The organism is Rhodococcus sp. OK519, assembly GCF_003051005.1.
Classification (GTDB): domain Bacteria; phylum Actinomycetota; class Actinomycetes; order Mycobacteriales; family Mycobacteriaceae; genus Prescottella.
In genome coordinates this window covers 505,962-524,930 of the sequence record NZ_QAOW01000001.1, presented here as the reverse complement: position 1 = coordinate 524,930, position 18,969 = coordinate 505,962, and the positions used below count along the sequence as shown (strand labels likewise).

The following is an 18,969-nucleotide window of genomic DNA, read 5'->3' as shown; positions in this document are numbered from 1 at the left end:
CGCTTCCGAAGTCGTTTTCAGCAGCCGTCGATCCCGTTATGTCGCGGTCCGATCCACCGCGAATGTCCGAGCCGACCTGCGACGACACTTCTGCGCCGAGCGCCACCGGACGACATTGGGTAACGTTCGGATAACGACGCGTCGGGCTGGCAACGAATTATCTCAGTTTCCGACGCCGACAGCACGGAACACGAGCGAACTCGAACACCGAAAGCAGGAGGTGGACAATGCGAAACTCACTCGGAATCTCCACCGGAGCAGCCGGGGTGTGCAGTGCACTCGTCTCCTCCGACGACACGGGCGTGCAAGACATCGAGTACCGGACGATCTCCGCCGACCTCGGCACCCAAACCGATCCGGGGGATCTGGCACTGTCCGCGATCGGACTCATGACCACCCAGGTCCCGGACCGCCGCATCGAACCGGACGCGATCGCAGTCGCGTACCGCACCGAGACACAGGCCGCTGCGGTTCGCTCCGCGGCGAAGACTCAGCGGCGGGCGATCCGTCTGATCCCCGAAATTGCTGCGGCTCTCAGCTATCTGCGAAGCACCGGGCTGGTCGCGAAGTACGGCGTCATCGCCGTCGTCGATATCGGCGCGTCCGGCGTCACCGTCACGATCGTCGGGCAGGCCGACGGCACCGTATTCCTCCGCGACCGCACCGCGTCCGTCAGCTCCGACGCAGCAGTCGACGAGCAGGACGACGAGACCGCTTCTCGCGTGGCGGAGTTCATCGAGGACGTCCGCGCGCGTTCGCTGCGCAGCCCCGAAGCCGTGGTGCTGGTCGGCGGCGGCGCCCGGTTACCCGGAATCGCCTCCGCGATCGAAGCCACGTTCGACGGGGCGACCATCGAGGTCACCGAACCCGAAGCCGTGACCGCCAAGGGCGCGGCGCTGCTGGCGGGATCGCCCGAGCGCCAGAAGTTTCCGGTGGTCACCGGTTCCGGCGGCCGGATTCCCGGCGCACTCGTGGCCGCTCTCGTAGTCGGTGGACTGATGCTCGGCTACGGCGTCAAGGAGATGGTGCCGACCAGCGAGGAGAACTACTCCCCGACCGGTAGTCAGGTCATCGAGACACCCACGACCGATCCTCCCGAGCCGCCCGCGACGGCGCCGGAGGAAACCGCCATTCCGTCGAACGATCCGTATCCGACGACAACCGTCCCGGTGCCGGCCACGCAGTCCCCGGTCCCGACGTACGGCTACCGCACACCGGATCCGAGTACGTACACCTACACATACGCCCCGACGTACGAGGCACCGACCACGACGACGTCGCCGACACCCGAACCGACAGCGACAACAACGACGACCCCGCCGCCGCCGCCGCCGACCACCACGACCACGCCGTCGGACGACCTGCCGTGGATCCCGCCGAAGTGGCCCGAACTGCCTACGTGGATTCCGGATCTTCCGAGCATTTCCCCGCCGAGCACCGACGGGCCCTCGACGCCCGGAGCCGATCCCGACACGGGGTCGACCGACGAGGTCACTACTCCCGAAGTCACTCCCGAAGTCACTCCCGAGGCAGTCACTCCCGAGGCAGTTGCCCCCGAGGTCAGCCCGGAATCTGGCTCACCGACACCGGAAGTCCCGGATTCGTCGCCGAGGTGAGCGCTGACGGCTGAGCGCCGCCTGCAATGAGGTGCGCGCCGAGTGCCGCGATCATCACTCCGTTGTCGGTACACAGCCGCGGGCTCGGCACACGTAGCGTGAGACCTGCTGCGGCACAACGCTCCTCCGCGAGCGAGCGGATCCGCGAGTTCGCCGTCGCACCGCCGCCGAGCACGAGAGTGTCGACCCCGACGTCCCGCGCGGCGCGCACGGCCTTCATCGTCAGCACGTCCGCGACCGACTCCTGGAAGCCAGCGGCGACATCGGCGACCGGAACTTCTTCGCCTGCACGCTGCTTCGCCTCGACGAACCGCGCGACCGCCGTCTTGAGGCCCGAGAACGAGAAGTCGTGACGCGCGTCCCGCGACCCGGTCATGCCGCGCGGGAACGTGATGGCGGACCGATCACCCTGCTGGGCAAGACGATCGAGCGCGGGGCCGCCGGGGAAGCCGAGGCCCAGCAGGCGAGCGACCTTGTCGAACGCCTCACCCGCGGCGTCGTCGACGGTGGTGCCGAGTTCCACGATCGGCTTGCGGCCCAATTCCTCCACGTGCAACAGGTGCGTGTGCCCACCCGAAACCAGCAGCGCGACGCACGGGGGCATCGGGCCGTGCTCGATGGTGTCGACCGCGACGTGGCCGCCGAGATGATTGATCGCGTAGAACGGAACACCCCATGCCGCCGCGTACGCCTTGGCCGCGGCCACACCGACCAGCAGCGCGCCGGCCAGTCCCGGGCCGATCGTCACCGCGATCGCGTCGGGCCTGTCGATCCCGGCGGTCGCGAGCGCCCGCTTCATGGTAGGCACGATCGCCTCGAGGTGCGCGCGCGACGCCACCTCCGGAACCACGCCTCCGTAGCGGGCATGCTGGTCGACGCTCGACGCGACCTCGTCGGCGAGCAACTCGCACCGGCCGTCCGCGTGCCAGCGGACGATGCCGACACCCGTCTCGTCGCACGAACTCTCGATACCCATCACGATCATGGCCGTCACTCCTCACCCGGTGCCGGGCGGCGCATCGTGAATGCGTCGGCGCCGCTCGGCTGGTAGTACCGCTTTCTGGTGCCGACGATCTCGAAGCCCTCACGCTCGTACAGCGCGATCGCCGGCTGGTTGTCGGTGCGGACCTCGAGGAACAGCGGGCCGCCCCACTTGTCTGCGACCCGGAGCAACTCGGCGAGCAGCGCGCCGCCGATGCCACCGCGCTGCGCCGCCGGATCGACACCGATCGTGTGCACCTCGGCCTCCGGGGTGGCGCTCGTCCCGAGCAACGCAACTCCGGCATACCCGATCAGGGCGCCGGCGTCGTCACGTGCCGCGAAGTAGTGGTTGTGGCCACCCGCCAGCTCCGAGCGGAAGGCCTGCGCGCTCCACGGATCGTCACCCGGGAACAGGATCCGCTCGAGTTCCGCGCACCGGTCAGCGTCGGTGACGGCGAGCGGGACGATGCGAAAGCTCATTTGCGGCGGTCCGCCAACTCAACCGCGTCCGGCCGCCGCAGGTACATGGGGACCAGCGGCTCCGGGTCCACCCCGACGCGCAACACCTGAGCCGCGACGGCCACCAGCCCGGCGGGCGACGGCGTCTCCGCCGGCAGGACCGGCAGATCGAACAGGTCCACGTGCGTGGCCGACCCGGCGATCACCTCAGACGGTTCCCCGTCGAGCTCGGACGGCTTGATCACCTCGGGGCCCTCGACACGCTGCCCGCCCGAGTAGCGCGCCCAGTACACCTCGCGTCGGCGAGCATCGGTGACCACCAACAGGTCCCGGCTCTCCGCGGTGTCCGCAGCGATCGCGTCCAGGCTGCACACGCCGTGCACGGGGATGCCCAACGCGTCACCGAACGCGGCACCGGTCGCCATCCCCACGCGCAGGCCGGTGAACGGCCCCGGCCCGACTCCGACGACGACGGCGTCGAGATCGGCGGGGGTGTGCCCGGATTCGGACAGGCATTCGAGGATCTGCGGTGTCAGGACCTCCGCGTGCGCGCGGGCGTCGACGGTGGCCCGCGTCGCCAGCGCCTGCGGGGCACCGGTTGCGGACTCGGAGTCGAAGCGCACGACTCCCGCGGTGACCGCGGGCGTGGAGGTGTCGATGGCAAGCACAAGCACGATGTACCAGGCTACTCGCCTTTCGAGTGGCTTCCCGGACCGGCCGCCGCATCCGTCAGGAACCCGTCGGCGCGTCACGCTTGGTACAAATGTCCAATTTAGGCACGATCACTCTCGATGCCCCTCCGGGCAGGCTCACACAGTGCAGTCACAGCCGAAGGAAAGGGACGACCGTTGAGCGAGGCAGTCGGAAACATCGAACAGCAGGACCCATCAGCTCGCCAGGACGACGGGCTCTTCGGCCCGGACAGCGTCACCTGGCGCCTGTTCGCCGATCCGGCGTCCTCGTTGGGTGCCGTCTGCGGCATCCTGCTCCAGACCCTCAACCCCGACATGATGACGCTGTTCAGCAAGGTCTCCGCCAACTACGGTGACCCGGTCGGCCGGGCGGCGCGCACTGTCAAGTACCTCGACACCACCGTCTTCGGCGACACCGCGCACGCGCTCGCGGCCGGCGAAGCGGTGCGGCGCATGCACAAGCACGCTCAGTGGACCGACGAGCGCACCGGCCGGACGTTGATCGCCGACGACCCGGACTGGCTCGCCTGGACGCACAACACTCTCGTGTGGGGCATCCTGCGCAGCTCCGAGCTGTACGGTCCGAGCCTGACTGCGGCCGAACGCGACCGCTTCGTCGTCGAGCAGCATCGGGCGGCCGAACTTGTCGGCATCGACCCGGCCACCCTGCCCGGCACCCACGCCGAACTCGACACCTACATCCATGCCCAGGTGGAGTGGCTGGCGGTCACGCTGCCCGCCGCCGAGGCCACCGTCGCACTGCGCAAGCCGACCCTGAAGGGCAACCTGATCAAGGTCGCGTCGTCGGTGGTGATCCAAGACGGCATCATCGCGCTGCTGCCCGAGTGGGCGCGCACGATGTTCGGGGTCGCCGGCCGCCCGATGAGTCTCGGCGGCGCCGCTCGGGCGACCCGCCTGCTCATGGCCGCGGCCCGGCGCAACAAGCCCTACGAGAAGCTGATCGCGGACATTCTGTCGAACGTCGACGCGCACCCGTACCGCAAGGTGCGCGGCATCGACGGGGTACGCCGCTGACGGATCAGCGCGCGGCGGGGCCGGACACCCACTCCCACATGGCCGTGCGGACGTCCGACTCCGGCTCCCGCCGCAACCGCACCAACAGGTGCCGGTCGGCGAGATGTTCGACGATGCCCTCGCCCCACTCCACCACGACCACCGCGTTCGCGAGATCGGTGTCGAGGTCGAGCGCGTCGAGCTGATCGTGCATGTCCACGGCGCCGCCGCCACCGGCCTCTCCGAGACGGTAGGCGTCCACGTGGACGAGGGAGACGGGGATTCCGCCGTCCGGACGCGTTCCCGGACGGTGCTCGCGCGCAATGATGAACGTCGGCGACGTCACGCGTCCCTCGACACCGAGACCGGCCGCGATGCCACGGGTCAACGCGGTCTTCCCGGCGCCGAGCGGACCGTCGAGGACGACGAGGTCGCCCGCACCGAGGTCGCGGGCGAACGCCCGTCCCAGCGCTTCGGTGTCCTCGGTCGTCGGCAGCGTCGCCTCGCCCCGCCCGGTCCCCGTGTCAGCCGACATCTGTTCGCTCCAGTCCACCCACCAGCGCCGAATTCACGCGATCCTCGCGTCTCGACACGGCGCGCCGGACCAACCGATCGATCGCATCGGAGGTTACCTGCGGGAATTCGAGCTCGACGAGATGGCCCGCGTCCCGCACGCGCACCAGCTCCGCGCGGGGCAGCGCCGCGGCGAGCGCCTTCGAACTCGTGAACGGAATGATCATGTCGGCGTCACCGCACAGCACCAGCGCCGGAATGTCGCCCAGCACGGGCAGCGCCTCGGACTCGTCGTGCAGTTCGAGGGATTCGAGGAAGTTGACGATCGTCACGACGGAGATGTCGTTGAGCATGCCCTCGGAGAACGTGACGAGCCGCGGGCTCACCTCGGTGCCGTACGACGCCGCCCGCAGGATCGGCGAGATGATTGCCCGCGCCGCGCCGCGCGCCTGCTGCACGACGCCGGGCGCGGTACGCACCGCGAGCCGGAAGGCATCGATCACCGGATTGTCGAGGTTTCGTCCGAGCCCCGACTGGTTCAGGCCCGCGGCTGTCGTCGCGAGCAGTCCGACACCGATCACTTTGTCGTCGAACAACTCCGGGAACTGGCGGGCCATCGCAAGAATCGTCATTCCGCCCATCGAATGCCCGACGAGTACCACCGGACCCGACGGCGCCGTCGCCTCGATCACGGCCTCCAAGTCGCGGCCCAACTGCGCGATGGTGCAGCTCTCCGCGGTCGGTATCCCCGCCTCGCCGTGCCCTCGCTGGTCGTAGAACACCATCCGCGCCGCGCCGCCCCACCGCTCCGCGAGCTGGGTCCGCTGAAAGTGCCACGACTCCATCCGCAGGCAGTATCCGTGCACGAAGATCACGGTCAACGGTGCGTCCTCGGGGCCCACCTCGCGGACGAGCAACGGCACGTCGTCCTCGGTCACGACGACCCGACTTCGGTCGCGGGACATCACTGCGAAGTCCTCGGACGCGTAGATCTCCGGCCCGCGGCGCGTCGTCGCGGCCTTCACCACGTTCAGTCCCGCGAGCGTGCCGATGGCCGCGACCCCCGCCACACCCCCGAACAGGCCCAGCCGGTTCAGGATGTTCACGATCGACCGCCCGGTCCTCCGACATAGGTTCGGACCGTGCGTCCGCGCACCGACGTCACCACCTCGTAGTGGATGGTGTCGAGGGCGTCCGCCCAGTCCTGCGCGTGCGGCTCACCGTGCTCGCCGTTGCCGAAGAACACGGCGGTGTCGCCTTCCCGGACCCCGGCGCCGTCCGGGCCGAGGTCGACCACGACCTGGTCCATGCAGACCCTGCCGATTCCGGGGCGCAGGTCGGCGCCGAGCCGCACGTCGAACCGCCCGCCCAGAGCTCGCGGGATGCCGTCCGCGTACCCGACCGGCAGCAACGCCACCGTCGTGTCGTGTGGGGCCACCCACGTGTGCCCGTAGGAAACGCCGTCTCCGGCCGCCACCTTCTTCACCAGAGCCACCCTCGATCGGAACGTCATGACCGGCCGTAGGCCGAACGTCCCCAGATCCGGAACCGGGGACAGTCCGTATATCGCGATTCCGGGGCGAACCATGTCGAATCGCAGGTCAGCGCGGGTGAGGGTGGCCGCCGAGTTCGACAGGTGTGCCGCCTCCGGTACCAGCCCGAGCCGCTTGGCGTCCGCGAGCGCGCCCGTGAACCGCTCGCGCTGCTCGTCGATGACCGGGTGGTGTGGTTCATCGGCGTGTGCGAGATGCGAGAAGACGCCCTTGAACCTGATCGCACCCTCCGCCTCGACCCGGGCGAGGTCCTTCAGGAAGTCGGTCCACTCCTCACGGGAGACGCCGTTGCGGTTGAGCCCCGTGTCGACCTTGATCGTCACGGTGGCCGCCGTCCCGGCCTGACGGGCCGCCGCTGCGACCGCGGCAAGATGCCGGGGCGACGAAAGACCGAGTTCAACCCCCGCGGCCACGGCGGGGGCATAGTCGGAGTCCGCAGTGTGCAACCACGACAGCACCGGCGCCGTGATGCCTGCGTTCTTGAGTTCGAGACCCTCGGCGAGCGTCGTGACACCGAGTTCGCCTGCCCCCGCTGCCAGCGCAGCGCGCGCGACCGGGACCGCACCGTGGTTGTAGGCGTCGGCCTTGACGACCGCCATGACCGTGGCATCGCCCGCGTGCTCGCGCAGGATACCGACGTTGTGGGCCACCGCATCGAGGTCGATCACAGCTTCCGCCTGAGGCGCCGCCGCATGTGGCGGCGTATCCGCCGCAGAGGCAGCGCTCATCGTGGTCGGGGCGGAATCGGGCTCCTGTGCGGTAGTAGTCACGAACTTCGATCCTGCCACTCGTCAGGACGAAACGCCTGCACGGGTACAACCCGACCAGTCACGATTCAGGCACATGTGAGCGAAGTATCCGAATCGCCGATCGCAGATGCGCGAGCAGCGTCGATGCGGAGATGGGAGCGAGGCCGGCGTCGCCCGTCTCGACGGAGCCCTCCCGTGCCCCCAGATTGGCCGCGAGGGAATGCGCCCGCGCACCGACGGCCGCCGCCACCGCCGGCTCGAGCCCGGTCGCCAGGAGCGCACCGATCACGCCGGACAGGACGTCACCCGACCCTGCCGTCGCCGCCCACGAACTGCCCGCGTCGTTGACGAACGCCTTGCCGGTCGGATCCGCGACGACGGTCGCCCGCCCCTTCAACAGGACCGTCACACCCCACTCCGCAGCCAGCGCCCGAGTCGCCGCGACCCGGTCCGGCGTGGGCGCGACCCAGGTGAGTCGCTCGAACTCGCCCGCGTGCGGCGTCAGCAGCGTCGGAGCGGTGCGGTTCTTGACGAGTTCGGGGTGCTCGGCCAGCAGGTTGAGGCCGTCGGCGTCGACCAGGACCGGCAGATCCGACGCGAGCACGGTCCGCACTTCATCGAGCGCGGTGTCGTCGGTGCCGATGCCCGGTCCGACGACCCACGCCTGGACCCGTCCCGCGTCCGCGGGCGATGGTGCCGCGACCACCTCGGGCCAGTGGCCGAGGACCTCTGCGGCGGCCCGGCCGGCGTAGCGGACCATCCCGGCCGTCGCGGTCACCGCCGCACCCGACGCGAGCACCGCCGCCCCGGGATAACGTCCGCTGCCCGCCACCACACCGACGACGCCCTGCGTGTACTTGTCGTCGCTCGCGCGGGGAACCGGCCACAGCCCGCCCACCTCCCACGGATCGAGGGCCTGCAGATCGGGTTCCGGCAGATCGAGGCCGATCGTCACCAGTTCGACGCGACCGCACCGCGCCGCCGCGAGAGCGTGCACCGGTTTGAGCGCGCCGAAGGCGACCGTGACCGCCGCCGTCACCGCGGGACCGTCCACCGCCCCCGTGTCGGGATCGACGCCGCTGGGCAGATCCACCGCCACGATCGGGGCATCGAGTTTCGCGACGATCGCGGCCGCCGCCGGACGCAGCGGCCCCTTCCCCGAGATCCCGACGATGCCGTCGAGCGCCAAGTCTGGATCGCCCGGGTCCGGCGAGATCCGTCCGCCCGCGGCCGTCAGCGCGGCCAGTCCGGCCTCGTGCGCTCGTTCCGGATTCAGCAGTACCGCCGTGACCGCGACCCCCCGGCGGCGCAGGAGCGCACCCGCCCACAGGGCGTCACCGCCGTTGTCGCCGGAACCGACGAGCAGCGTCACACGCCGCCCGACCACTCCCCCGGTCCGTGCCCGCAATTCGTCGGCCGCGATCCGCGCCAGCCCGTAGGCGGCACGGCCCATGAGCGTGCCGTCGGGCAGGCTCGCGAGCAATGGCGCCTCCGCGTCCTTGACCTGTTGTGTCGTGTAGTAGTGCCGCATCGTCAGGCTGCCACCGGGCCCGAGATCATGAAACGCGCGCCGTTCGGATCGGCCACCTGCGCCATCCGGCCGTACTCGGTGTCCCAGGGCTGGGTGAGGACCGCCCCGCCGAGTTCCCGGACGCGTGCGATGGCGGCGTCGGTGTCGTCTACCTGGACGAATACCTGCCAGTGCGACGGAACCTCGTCAGGCAGAGCCTTGCTCGCATCGAAGATCCCCGCCAGGTCCTCGCCACCGAACTTCCCTGTGGAGTAGCGGAATTCGTCGGTGTCACTCAGCGTGGCGAGGTCCCAGCCGAAGGCGTCCCGGTAGAACGGCAGCGCGGCGTCGTAGTTCTTGCTGACCAGTTCGAACCACGCGGGAGTGCCGGTCTCGCCGATCACGCCGAAGCCCTTGTGCTCGGCGGGTTGCCACGCGCCCACCACACCACCCGACGCATCCAGGAACATCGCCATCCGCCCCTGCTGCGGAACCGTCATCGGCTCCATCATCACCTGGCCGCCGGCCTTCGGGACGGCTTCGGCGGTCGCATCCGCGTCGGCGGTCGCCAGGTAGGTCGTCCACACGTTCACGTAGGGATTACCGGGCTGCCCCGGCATCGCCCCGGCCACCGGCTTGCCGCCGGAATGGAACATGACATAGCCGCCGTACTCCTCCGCCGACGCCTCGTGGGTCCAGCCGAACAGAGCATCGTAGAACTCGGCGGCACGGTCGATGTCGGACGACTGCAGATCGATCCAGCAAGGGGCACCGAGCGGCGCGGATTCACGGGTAGGCATGGCAACTCCTCGTGCGATTCGAGGTCACGGAGGTGTCGGAGGACACACTCGCCGTCAGACTACGCTGAATTGCATGAGAGTACGGGCAACCGCGATGGCCATCGGAATCGCTTTGGCTGCAACCCTTTCCGGCTGCACCTCCGATCCGGGAGGCGGAGCTCCGACCGACGGCCCGGGGAAGTCGGACAAAGAACTCACCGTCGAGGTGAAAAACATGGCGTACTCGCCGTCGTCGATCACGATCCAGGCCGGGCAGACGGTGACCTGGGTGTTCGACGACCGAGGCGTCGCCCACGACGTCGTCGGACTCGGCAATGCGAAGCCCGTCCTGCGCAGCCCGCTGCTCAAGACCGGGACGTGGCAGTTCACGTTCACCGAACCGGGCACCTACAACTACACGTGCTCGCTGCACCCGGACATGCTCGGTGTGGTCGTGGTGATCTGACTCGCTGTCCGACCACCGCGACCGCACCGAGCAGTCGTCGGGCTATTCGACGGTGACGGACTTCGCGAGGTTGCGCGGCTTGTCGACGTCCAGCCCGCGAGCGACCGCGACCTCAGCCGCGAACACCTGCAGCGGAACCGTCGAGAGCAGCGGCTGCAGCAGCGTCGGCGCCGCCGGGATCTCGATGAGGTGGTCGGCGTGCGCCCGCACCGCCTCGTCGCCCTCCTCCGCGATGACGATCGTCGTCGCACCGCGCGCCTTGATCTCCTGGATGTTCGACACCAGCTTCGAGTGCAGCACCGCACGCCCCTTCGGCGACGGCATCACCACGATGACCGGCAGGCCCTCCTCGATCAGCGCGATCGGGCCGTGCTTGAGCTCACCCGCCGCGAAGCCCTCGGCATGCATGTACGCCAGTTCCTTGAGCTTGAGCGCACCCTCGAGCGCCACCGGGTAGCCGACGTGGCGACCCAGGAACAGCACAGCCGACGAGTCCGCGAACTGGCGTGCCAGGGCACGCACCGGCTCGACGGTCTCGAGCACGCGGGAGACCAGGCCCGGCATCGCCGCGAGGTCCGCATACTCGCGTGCCACCTCGTCCGGGTACTTCGTGCCACGCGCCTGCGCCAATGCCAGACCCACCAGGTAGTTCGCGGTCACCTGGGCGAGGAAAGCCTTGGTGGAGGCCACGGCGATCTCCGGACCGGCCCGCGTGTAGAGGACGGCGTCGGCCTCGCGCGGAATCTGCGCACCGTTGGTGTTGCAGATCGCCAGCACCCGGGCCTTCTGGTCCTTGGCGTGCTTGACGGCCTCGAGCGTGTCCGCGGTCTCACCGGACTGCGAGATGGCGACGACGAGCGTCGAGCGGTCCAGCACCGGGTCGCGGTATCGGAACTCGCTGGCGAGTTCCACCTCGACGGGCAGCCGCGTCCAGTGCTCGATCGCGTACTTCGCGAGCAGGCCCGAGTGGTACGCGCTGCCGCACGCCACGACGAAGACCTTGTCGACGTCGCGCAACTCCTGATCCGACAGCCGCTGCTCGTCGAGGACGATCGTCCGGTCGACGAAATGGCCGCGCAGGGTGTCGGCCACGGCCTGCGGCTGCTCCTGGATCTCCTTGAGCATGAAGTAGTCGTAGCCTCCCTTCTCTGCGGCCTGCAGGTCCCAGTCGATCCTGAAGGCGCGAGTCTGGGCGGCCGCATCGTTTCCGAAGAAGTCGGTGACCGAATAGCCGTCCGCGGTGATCACGACGGCCTGGTCCTGGCCCAGCTCCACCGCGTCCCGGGTGTGCTCGATGAACGCCGCGACATCGGAGCCGACGAACATCTCGCCTTCACCGACACCGATGACGAGAGGCGTCGACCGGCGCGCCGCGATGATCATGTCGGGGTGGTCGGCATGAGTGAACACCAGCGTGAACGCGCCCTCGAGACGGCGCAGGACCGACAGCGTGCTCTGCAGGAAGTCGCCCGCCGTGGCACCGGACTCGTACGCCTTGGCGACGAGATGGACGGCGACCTCCGAGTCGGTGTCGCTGAGCAGATCCACACCGGCCGCCTCGAGTTCGCCGCGCAGCGGGGCGAAGTTCTCGATGATGCCGTTGTGGACGACAGCGAACCTGCCGCTCGCGTCCCTGTGGGGGTGCGCGTTGCGGTCGGTGGGCTTGCCGTGGGTCGCCCACCGCGTGTGGCCCATGCCTGTGGTGCCGACGAACGAGCCCCGCCCGATCTCGTCGAGCTCGGCCTTCAGATTGTCGAGACGTCCCGCCTTGCGCTCGGTCGCCAAGCCACCCTCGCCGTCCAGGACCGCGACACCGGCGGAGTCGTAGCCGCGGTATTCCATCCGCTGCAGCGCCTTCTCCACGACATCCAGAGCCTGGCGGTGGCCCACGTACCCCACGATTCCGCACATGGTTCACCAGGGTACTTGGGTGACCGTGTGGAGCGAACTCGGTCCACGATCGGATAACGTCACACCCGTGGCGCAGACACCGAAGTCCCTGGTATCCAAGCTGTCCAAGCGTGGCCCGCACAAGGTGCTGCGCGGTGATCTCGCGCTCGCGGGGCAGCCCGGCGTCGTCTACACGCCCGCGGAGGGGTTCAACCTTCCCGCAGTCGCCTTCGGTCACGACTGGATGGTGAGCCCCGACAGCTACAAGGGCACCTTCGAACACCTCGCCTCGTGGGGCATCGTCGTGGCGGCGCCCGGCACCGAACGCGGCCCGGTGCCCTCACATCTCGGCCTCGCCGCCGATCTCGTCACAGCGCTCGACATCTGCACCGGAGTGCGGTTGGGCCCCGGCCGGATCAGCGTCCAGCCCGAACGCATCGCTGTCGCCGGTCACGGCATGGGCGCCGGTGCCGCCGTCCTCGCGGCCGCACAGAACACGACGATCAAGGCCGTCGCCGCGCTGTTCCCGGCGCCTACGTCACCGTCCGCGGCCGTCGCGGCAGGCCGAGTCTCGGCGGCGGGCCTGATCCTCGCCGGGGCGAAGGACATCGACTCCCTCAATAACGATGGCCTCGCCCTCGACGACGCCTGGAGGGGCCAGCACCTGCTGCGCGTCGTCGACAAGGCATCGAATTCCGGGCTCGTCGAGGGTCGGCGCCTACTCGGTTTCCTCGGCATCGGCGGATCCGAGCATCACGCCCAGCGCGTCAGCCGCGCGCTGGTCACCGGGTTCCTGTTGCACCGCCTCACCGGCGACAAGTCGTACGCCGCCTTCTCGGACACGGAGACCCACTTCCCCGGCACACATCCCGCAGTCCGCGAGGATGCCGACCATCCCCTCGATCCCAGCGACGTCGCCGCGCACCGTGCCGGCACCCGCGCCAGCAGGCTGCTCGGCAGCTGACCTCGCCTCGTCACATCGCGCCCAGTTCGGCGAGCGCGACATCCGGGTTCTCGGCCTGAGGGAGCTGCGGTCCCAGTTCGGTGAGAGTCGGGTCCACGGTGGACGACGGCTTGGAGCCGCGCACCGGGTTCGACGCCGAGGCACCCGGGATCGGTGACGCGGCAGGGGCCCCGTCCTCGCTCGGTGCGCAGTAGTCGGCCGGCGGCTCGGGAACCTCCGCGGGCACCGGGGCCGGTGTCGGCGGTTCCGGACACGGCGGCTCGGGCTCGGGTTGAGGTTCGGGCTCGGGTTGAGGTTCGGGTTCGGGTTCGGGTTCGGTCACCGCGGGCGTGGGCTCGGGCTCGGGCAGCGGCGCCTCCGCCGGCGGCGCACTGGTCTCCGGCGGCGGCGCGGACGCCGCAACCTCGCAACTGCACTCGCAGTCGCATTCACACTCCGCGCCCGAGTCCAGGTTGAGGCTGCCTGGCTGCCGGACGGCCTCCGTCACCTCGACGACCACGTCACCGACGATGTCGACTGCGATCTGGGCCACCGCTCCGACAATCGCCCCGACTGCACGGACCGTCCCCTCGATCGCGAGCGATCCCCCCGATCCGATCGCGACGCCGGGCATCGGAGCCGGCGGATTGGGCGGCATCGACATGATCGGTGCGGGCGCCACGCTGCCGGCCGACGCTGCAGCAACTGTCGCAGCCAACCCGGCCAGACTGCCGGATGCGGTGACCGCGGGAGCCGTCGCTGCCGCCGGGGTCGTCACGGCCGGAGTGGGCGACTGCGGGCACGTCTGCGCCGGTATCGGCAGCGAGCCGGAACACACCTGCTCGAGACGGGTGGGTGCCGGACAGGCGCTGTCGTCGATGCCGCAGAACGCGGCATCCAGATTCCGGAAGACCTCCTCCACGGTGGCTTCCGCGTCGTCGCACAGCTCGACGAACTGCGCGGTGGTGTCCCGGACCCGGGCGAGGAACACGTCCACCGCCCAGGCTGCGGCGTCGTCGGCGGCGGAACCGAATGTCACCGCGGTCTCGATGATGCCGTCGACCTCGGCCACAGTGCGGCCGCAGACGCGAGTCGCGTCGAGGCTCGCGAGCCACTCGGCCTTGCCGGCGGCCACGTCCCGCAGGACACGATCCGCCTCCACCAGCGCGCACCGCACATCGTCGAGGTCCTGACGCAGCCGCGCCGCGCGCCGCAGGTGTTCGGTGAGATGGGTCGAGGCGGAATCGGCCGCCTGTCCCTGCCACGCCTGCGCGATCTCGGACCGGATCCGCTCCTGGTCGCCGCACTGCCGCTCGATGTCTGCCGCGCCCCGCGTGACGACGTCGAGGTCGGCCGCGAGGGCGTCGAGCCGGATGTCGCTCTGCTGGTAGTACCGGGACTCGATCTCGGCGCAGTTCGGCAACCGGTCGCCCGTGCCCGCGCGCTCGGCCACGAACGCCGCACGGGGAAGGAACACTGCGAAGAACTGCAGTCCGTCCGCGGATGCTCGCAGGAGGGCATCCATCACAGCGCCCTGAGCGCGACGACATTGTCGGCGTCCCCGCGTTCGTACGCGTCGACGGTGTCGGTCAGACCTCGCGCAATGGACGCGGAGCCTGTCGTGAACACCCCGATCGCACGCGCCAACCGCAGGTAGCCGTCACGGATCGCGCGCTCACGACCGGGATCGGCCAGACCTGTGCCGAACTGGCACTGGCCCACCTGCCACACCAGGGCGCCGGAACCATCCGTACTCGCCTGCAGCGACCGTGCCGCTGCCCGTACTCTCGCGACGTCGATCGCGACCACATCTGCCATCGGTTCCGCCTTCTGCGCTGTCGATCTGGACTCCTATGCCCATTTCGACGCAGCAGACGGTCGTGCGGTTCCGTCAGGCCGAAGCGACGTACCCGGCGAGGGTCTCCGCGATTCGCTGCGCGACGTCCTGATCCGCGGCCTCGACCATCACCCGCACCAGCTGCTCGGTGCCCGACGGCCGCAGCAGCACCCGACCGGTGTCGCCGAGTTCGGCCTCCGCGACCTCGATCGCAGAGCGGACCTGCGGTGCCACCGCGACGGCGGCCTTGTCCGCGACCCGCACGTTGATCAGAACCTGGGGCAGCGACGTCATCGCCGCCGCGAGCGTCCTGAGCGACGCTCCGGTCTGCGCCATCCTGCCCATCAACCGCAAACCGGTGAGGACGCCGTCGCCCGTCGTGCCGTGGCCCGGGAGAACGACGTGCCCGGACTGCTCGCCGCCGAGGCTGAAGCCGCCCGCGCGCAGTTCTTCGAGCACGTACCGGTCGCCGACCGCGGTGGTCCGTAGTTCGATGCCGGCCTCGCGCATCGCGATGTGCAGGCCGAGATTGCTCATGACGGTGGCGACCAGGGTGTTCTCGACGAGTTCGCCGGAGTCACGCATACCGATCGCGAGGACGGTCAAGATCGCGTCACCGTCGACGACTGCGCCGGTTGCGTCCACCGCGAGACACCGGTCGGCGTCGCCGTCGTGGGCCAGACCCAGGTCGGCGCCGTGCTCGACGACCGCGCGCTGCAGCACCTCGAGGTGCGTCGAACCGCAGCCGTCGTTGATGTTCAGACCGTCGGGCTCGGCGCTGATCGCAATCACCGTCGCGCCCGCCGCGCGGTAGGCCTCGGGCGCAACCGTCGAGGCGGCGCCGTGCGCGCAGTCGACAACGACTGTGAGTCCGTCGAGGCCGGCACCCTGCGCCTGGGCGAGATGAGAGAGGTATCGGCTGGTTGCGTCGAACGCAACGTCGACGCGGCCGATGCCGGCGCCGACGGGCCGTCGAGACGGCCCGGCCGCGATCGCGGCTTCGATCCGGTCCTCGATCTCGTCGTCGAGCTTGTGCCCGCCCGCCGCGAAGATCTTGATGCCGTTGTCCGGCATCGGGTTGTGCGACGCCGAGATCATCACTCCGAGTGCGGCACCGTATGCGTCGGTGAGGTACGCGACGGCGGGCGTCGGGAGGATTCCGACCAGCACGACATCGACACCGGCCGCGGTGAGTCCGGCGGTGACGGCGGCCTCGAGCATTTCACCGCTGGCCCGCGGGTCGCGGCCCACGACGGCGACAGGTCGCTGCGACCCGGATCCGGGTGGCGCGAGAACCTCCGCTGCTGCGGCGGCGACCTTCAACGCCAACTCTGCGGTCAACTCGGCATTCGCCAAGCCCCGCACGCCATCCGTGCCGAACATACGACCCATAGATTCCGACCCCTCCAGATCTGGGCAAGCATTCAGGTGAAACACGAAAGCAGGCGTCCGGAAGCGAGTGAGCTCTTCGAACGCCTGCTCTCGTGGAAGAACAGGTGCCGGAGCCGGCACGAATGCCGGCTCCGGCGACACATCAGCGCTTGGAGTACTGAGATGCCTTGCGGGCCTTCTTCAGGCCGTACTTCTTACGCTCGACGGCGCGGGCGTCACGCGTCAGGAAGCCGGCGCGCTTGAGCGCGGGGCGATCCTCGGCGGTGACCTCGATGAGCGCACGGGAGATGGCGAGACGCAGCGCGCCGGCCTGTCCGGACGGTCCGCCACCGTGCAGCAGTGCAACGATGTCGAACGACTCGGGACGCTCGACCAGGACCAGCGGAGCCTTGATCAGCTGCTGGTGCACCTTGTTGGGGAAGTAATCCTCCATGGTGCGGCCGTTGAGCGTGAACTGGCCGGTGCCGGGGGTGAGGCGGACGCGGACGACCGCTTCCTTACGACGACCGACGGTCTGGACCGGGCGATCGATGACGATCGGAGCCTGCGGAGCAGCCTCGTCAACCTCGGTGGCCTCGGACTCCGAGGTGTACTCCGTGATCTCGTCAGCCGCGACCTCGACGGCCTCGTTGAAGTCTTCGTTGCTCACTGGGCGACCTGCTTGATCTCGAACGGAACCGGCTGCTGCGCGGTGTGGGGGTGGGTCGGGCCTGCGTAGACCTTGAGCTTGCCCGCAATGGCGCGGCCCAGCTTGTTCTTCGGGAGCATGCCGACGACGGCCTTCTCCACGAGGCGATCCGGGTTCTTGTCGAGAACCTCGCCGACCGAACGGGACTTCAGGCCACCCGGATGTCCGGAGTGGTGGTACAGGAACTTGTCCGTACGCTTGTTGCCGCTGATGGCAACCTTGTCAGCGTTGATGATGACGACGAAGTCGCCACCGTCGATGTGCGGCGCAAAGGTGGGCTTGTGCTTGCCACGGAGCAGGTTGGCTGCCTGCACGGCAAGGCGACCGAGCACCACGTCGGTGGCGTCGATGACGTGCCACGAATGGGTCACGTCACCGGCCTTCGGGGAATACGTAGACACAGAACTTCCTCGTCTGTTGGTTCAACTGCTGGCCTGGCGTGCCTCGTGCAATGCACGGCTGATTCTCGGCGGCCAGTTGAGACCCGAGAACCATTTCCCCTCCGCACACGAATGCGCAGCGAGAGATGACACGCCGACGTAGAAGACTACCGGCTCCCGCCCGGCAGGGTCAAAGCGCCCTGGGATCACGCCAGCGCATCGGCCAGCTGCTCCACAGCCCATGTGAGATCGGCACGGGAGATGACCAGCGGCGGCGCGATTCGGATCGTCCCCTCGTGCGCGTCCTTCGCCAGCACCCGGCGGGCCAGCAGCCGCTCACAGATCACGCGTGCCGACGGCTGTCCCTGCGCCAACTGCACGCCCGCCCACAGCCCCCGCCCGCGGACCTCCGACACCCTGTCGGGGGGTAGTTCCGCCAGCAGCCGATGCAGATGCTCCCCGAGGTCGCGGCTCAATTCCTGATACTCGCCGGTCTCGAGTAATCGCACCACCGCACTGCCGACCGCGCACGCGAGCGCGTTGCCGCCGAACGTGCTGCCGTGCTGTCCCGGATGGATGACGTCCATGACGTCGCGGTTCGCGACGACCGCGGACACCGGCACGATGCCGCCGCCGAGCGCCTTGCCGAGCACATAGACGTCGGGGACGACCGACTCGTGATCGCACGCGAACGTCTCCCCCGTGCGCCCCAGACCACTCTGGATCTCGTCGGCGATCAAGAGGAGACCGTGCTCGTCGCACAACGTCCGCACCGCGGCCAGGTAGCCGTCGGGTGGAACCAGGACTCCCGCCTCTCCCTGGATCGGCTCGACGAGAACCGCGACGGTGTCGTCCGTGATCGCCGCCGCCAACGCCTCCGCGCTGCCGTACTCGACCGACGGGAAGCCTGGCGGGAAGGGCCCGAAGCCGTCACGCGCGTCCGGATCGGTGGAGAACCCGACGACCCCGATCGTCCGACCGTGGAAGTTCCCCGTGAACGTGATGATCTCCGCACGTTCACGCTCGACACCCTTGATGTCGTAGCCCCACTTGCGCGCAAGCTTGAGCGCGGTCTCGACGGCCTCGGCGCCGGTATTCATCGGCAGGACCGCATCCTTGTTGCACAAGCGCGCGACATCGGAGCAGAAGTCGGCGAACCGGTCGTGTTGGAAGGCGCGACTGGTCAGCGTGAGCCGGCCGATTTGCTCGCGGGCGACTGCCACGAGCGCGGGATGCGCGTGCCCGAAGTTCAGCGCCGAATAGCCCGCCAGCACGTCGAGGTACTCGACACCGTCGATCCCGCGCACCCAGGCGCCCGCACCGGACTCGATCACCACCGGGAGCGGACTGTAGTTGTGGGCGCTGTGCTCGTCGGCCCGCGCGAGAGCCGCCTGTGTCTCCGCCGTCACCGGCACGAGCGCGCCTTCGGGCCGTGGTCCCTCGTGAGAACTCACTGCTGCCATGATCCGCCTCCCGGCCGGGCGCGTGGCGCCACCGCATTCGGATC

General features: G+C 69.3%; 19 protein-coding genes. 4 read left to right on the top strand and 15 right to left on the bottom strand.

Annotated elements, in window-relative coordinates:
* Positions 1–227 precede the first annotated feature (227 nt).
* Complete coding sequence (locus tag C8K36_RS02505; protein WP_107982853.1) at positions 228–1,616, top strand: exopolyphosphatase; 1,389 nt, start codon at positions 228–230, stop codon at positions 1,614–1,616.
* On the opposite strand, the gene tsaD is transcribed toward C8K36_RS02505, so the two are convergent.
* From tsaD to tsaB, 3 genes are read right to left on the bottom strand one after another with little or no spacing between them, the layout of a single operon-like run.
* Positions 1,561–2,601 carry a tRNA (adenosine(37)-N6)-threonylcarbamoyltransferase complex transferase subunit TsaD gene (gene tsaD, locus C8K36_RS02500; protein WP_107983704.1) on the bottom strand — a complete coding sequence of 347 codons (1,041 nt, stop codon included), beginning with the start codon at positions 2,599–2,601 and terminating at the stop codon, positions 1,561–1,563. The two genes, C8K36_RS02505 and tsaD, sit on opposite strands and share 56 nt — an antisense overlap.
* A gap of 5 nt (positions 2,602–2,606) precedes the next feature.
* Positions 2,607–3,077, bottom strand: a complete 471-nt coding sequence (gene rimI, locus C8K36_RS02495; RefSeq protein ID WP_107982852.1) for a ribosomal protein S18-alanine N-acetyltransferase — start codon at positions 3,075–3,077, stop codon at positions 2,607–2,609.
* Positions 3,074–3,730 carry a tRNA (adenosine(37)-N6)-threonylcarbamoyltransferase complex dimerization subunit type 1 TsaB gene (gene tsaB, locus C8K36_RS02490; protein WP_107982851.1) on the bottom strand — a complete coding sequence of 219 codons (657 nt, stop codon included), beginning with the start codon at positions 3,728–3,730 and terminating at the stop codon, positions 3,074–3,076. The genes rimI and tsaB overlap by 4 nt, the downstream gene beginning before the upstream one ends.
* A 174-nt stretch (positions 3,731–3,904) precedes the next feature.
* Here tsaB and C8K36_RS02485 point away from each other — a divergent pair, with 174 nt between their 5' ends.
* Positions 3,905–4,783, top strand: coding sequence for an oxygenase MpaB family protein (locus tag C8K36_RS02485; protein ID WP_107982850.1), 879 nt, complete (start codon positions 3,905–3,907; stop codon positions 4,781–4,783).
* A gap of 4 nt (positions 4,784–4,787) precedes the next feature.
* Here C8K36_RS02485 and tsaE read toward each other — a convergent pair whose 3' ends face one another.
* The 5 genes from tsaE to C8K36_RS02460 form a co-directional block, all read right to left on the bottom strand.
* Positions 4,788–5,297, bottom strand: coding sequence for a tRNA (adenosine(37)-N6)-threonylcarbamoyltransferase complex ATPase subunit type 1 TsaE (gene tsaE, locus C8K36_RS02480; RefSeq protein ID WP_107983703.1), 510 nt, complete (start codon positions 5,295–5,297; stop codon positions 4,788–4,790).
* Complete coding sequence (locus tag C8K36_RS02475) at positions 5,287–6,381, bottom strand: alpha/beta fold hydrolase (protein WP_107982849.1); 1,095 nt, start codon at positions 6,379–6,381, stop codon at positions 5,287–5,289. Before C8K36_RS02475 ends, tsaE begins: the two co-directional genes overlap by 11 nt.
* Complete coding sequence (gene alr, locus C8K36_RS02470) at positions 6,378–7,556, bottom strand: alanine racemase (protein WP_181319437.1); 1,179 nt, start codon at positions 7,554–7,556, stop codon at positions 6,378–6,380. The genes C8K36_RS02475 and alr overlap by 4 nt, the downstream gene beginning before the upstream one ends.
* Before the next feature lie 100 nt (positions 7,557–7,656).
* Entirely contained in the window at positions 7,657–9,108 is a 1,452-nt protein-coding gene (locus tag C8K36_RS02465) for an NAD(P)H-hydrate dehydratase (RefSeq protein WP_107982847.1), read from the bottom strand.
* A 2-nt stretch (positions 9,109–9,110) separates the two neighbouring features.
* Complete coding sequence (locus C8K36_RS02460) at positions 9,111–9,887, bottom strand: VOC family protein (RefSeq protein ID WP_107982846.1); 777 nt, start codon at positions 9,885–9,887, stop codon at positions 9,111–9,113.
* Positions 9,888–9,960: 73 nt separating this feature from the next.
* Between C8K36_RS02460 and C8K36_RS02455 the strand changes: the two genes are divergently transcribed.
* A complete protein-coding gene (locus tag C8K36_RS02455; RefSeq protein WP_258194774.1) occupies positions 9,961–10,332 on the top strand; it encodes a cupredoxin domain-containing protein in 372 nt (123 codons plus the stop codon).
* A gap of 42 nt (positions 10,333–10,374) precedes the next feature.
* Here C8K36_RS02455 and glmS read toward each other — a convergent pair whose 3' ends face one another.
* Positions 10,375–12,243 carry a glutamine--fructose-6-phosphate transaminase (isomerizing) gene (gene glmS, locus C8K36_RS02450; protein WP_107982844.1) on the bottom strand — a complete coding sequence of 623 codons (1,869 nt, stop codon included), beginning with the start codon at positions 12,241–12,243 and terminating at the stop codon, positions 10,375–10,377.
* Positions 12,244–12,310: 67 nt separating this feature from the next.
* On the opposite strand from glmS, the gene C8K36_RS02445 reads away from it, so the two are divergent.
* On the top strand, positions 12,311–13,186 hold the full coding sequence (locus C8K36_RS02445) for a hypothetical protein (RefSeq protein ID WP_107983702.1): 876 nt from the start codon (positions 12,311–12,313) through the stop codon (positions 13,184–13,186).
* A 10-nt stretch (positions 13,187–13,196) separates the two neighbouring features.
* On the opposite strand, the gene C8K36_RS24655 is transcribed toward C8K36_RS02445, so the two are convergent.
* The 6 genes from C8K36_RS24655 to rocD form a co-directional block, all read right to left on the bottom strand.
* The gene (locus C8K36_RS24655; protein WP_181319327.1) at positions 13,197–14,690 is read right to left on the bottom strand and encodes a hypothetical protein; all 1,494 of its coding nucleotides are present in this window, start codon (positions 14,688–14,690) and stop codon (positions 13,197–13,199) included.
* Positions 14,690–14,983 carry an N-acyl-D-amino-acid deacylase gene (locus C8K36_RS02435; RefSeq protein ID WP_107982843.1) on the bottom strand — a complete coding sequence of 98 codons (294 nt, stop codon included), beginning with the start codon at positions 14,981–14,983 and terminating at the stop codon, positions 14,690–14,692. Before C8K36_RS02435 ends, C8K36_RS24655 begins: the two co-directional genes overlap by 1 nt.
* A gap of 73 nt (positions 14,984–15,056) precedes the next feature.
* Positions 15,057–16,394, bottom strand: a complete 1,338-nt coding sequence (gene glmM / locus C8K36_RS02430; RefSeq protein ID WP_107982842.1) for a phosphoglucosamine mutase — start codon at positions 16,392–16,394, stop codon at positions 15,057–15,059.
* Positions 16,395–16,536: 142 nt separating this feature from the next.
* On the bottom strand, positions 16,537–17,043 hold the full coding sequence (gene rpsI, locus C8K36_RS02425) for a 30S ribosomal protein S9 (RefSeq protein WP_107982841.1): 507 nt from the start codon (positions 17,041–17,043) through the stop codon (positions 16,537–16,539).
* Positions 17,040–17,483: a 50S ribosomal protein L13 gene (gene rplM, locus C8K36_RS02420; protein ID WP_107982840.1), complete on the bottom strand. Its 444-nt coding sequence runs from the start codon at positions 17,481–17,483 to the stop codon at positions 17,040–17,042. The genes rpsI and rplM overlap by 4 nt, the downstream gene beginning before the upstream one ends.
* A gap of 185 nt (positions 17,484–17,668) precedes the next feature.
* Positions 17,669–18,877 (bottom strand): ornithine--oxo-acid transaminase, encoded by a 1,209-nt coding sequence (rocD, locus tag C8K36_RS02415; RefSeq protein WP_107982839.1) that lies wholly within the window; start codon positions 18,875–18,877, stop codon positions 17,669–17,671.
* Positions 18,878–18,969 lie beyond the last annotated feature (92 nt).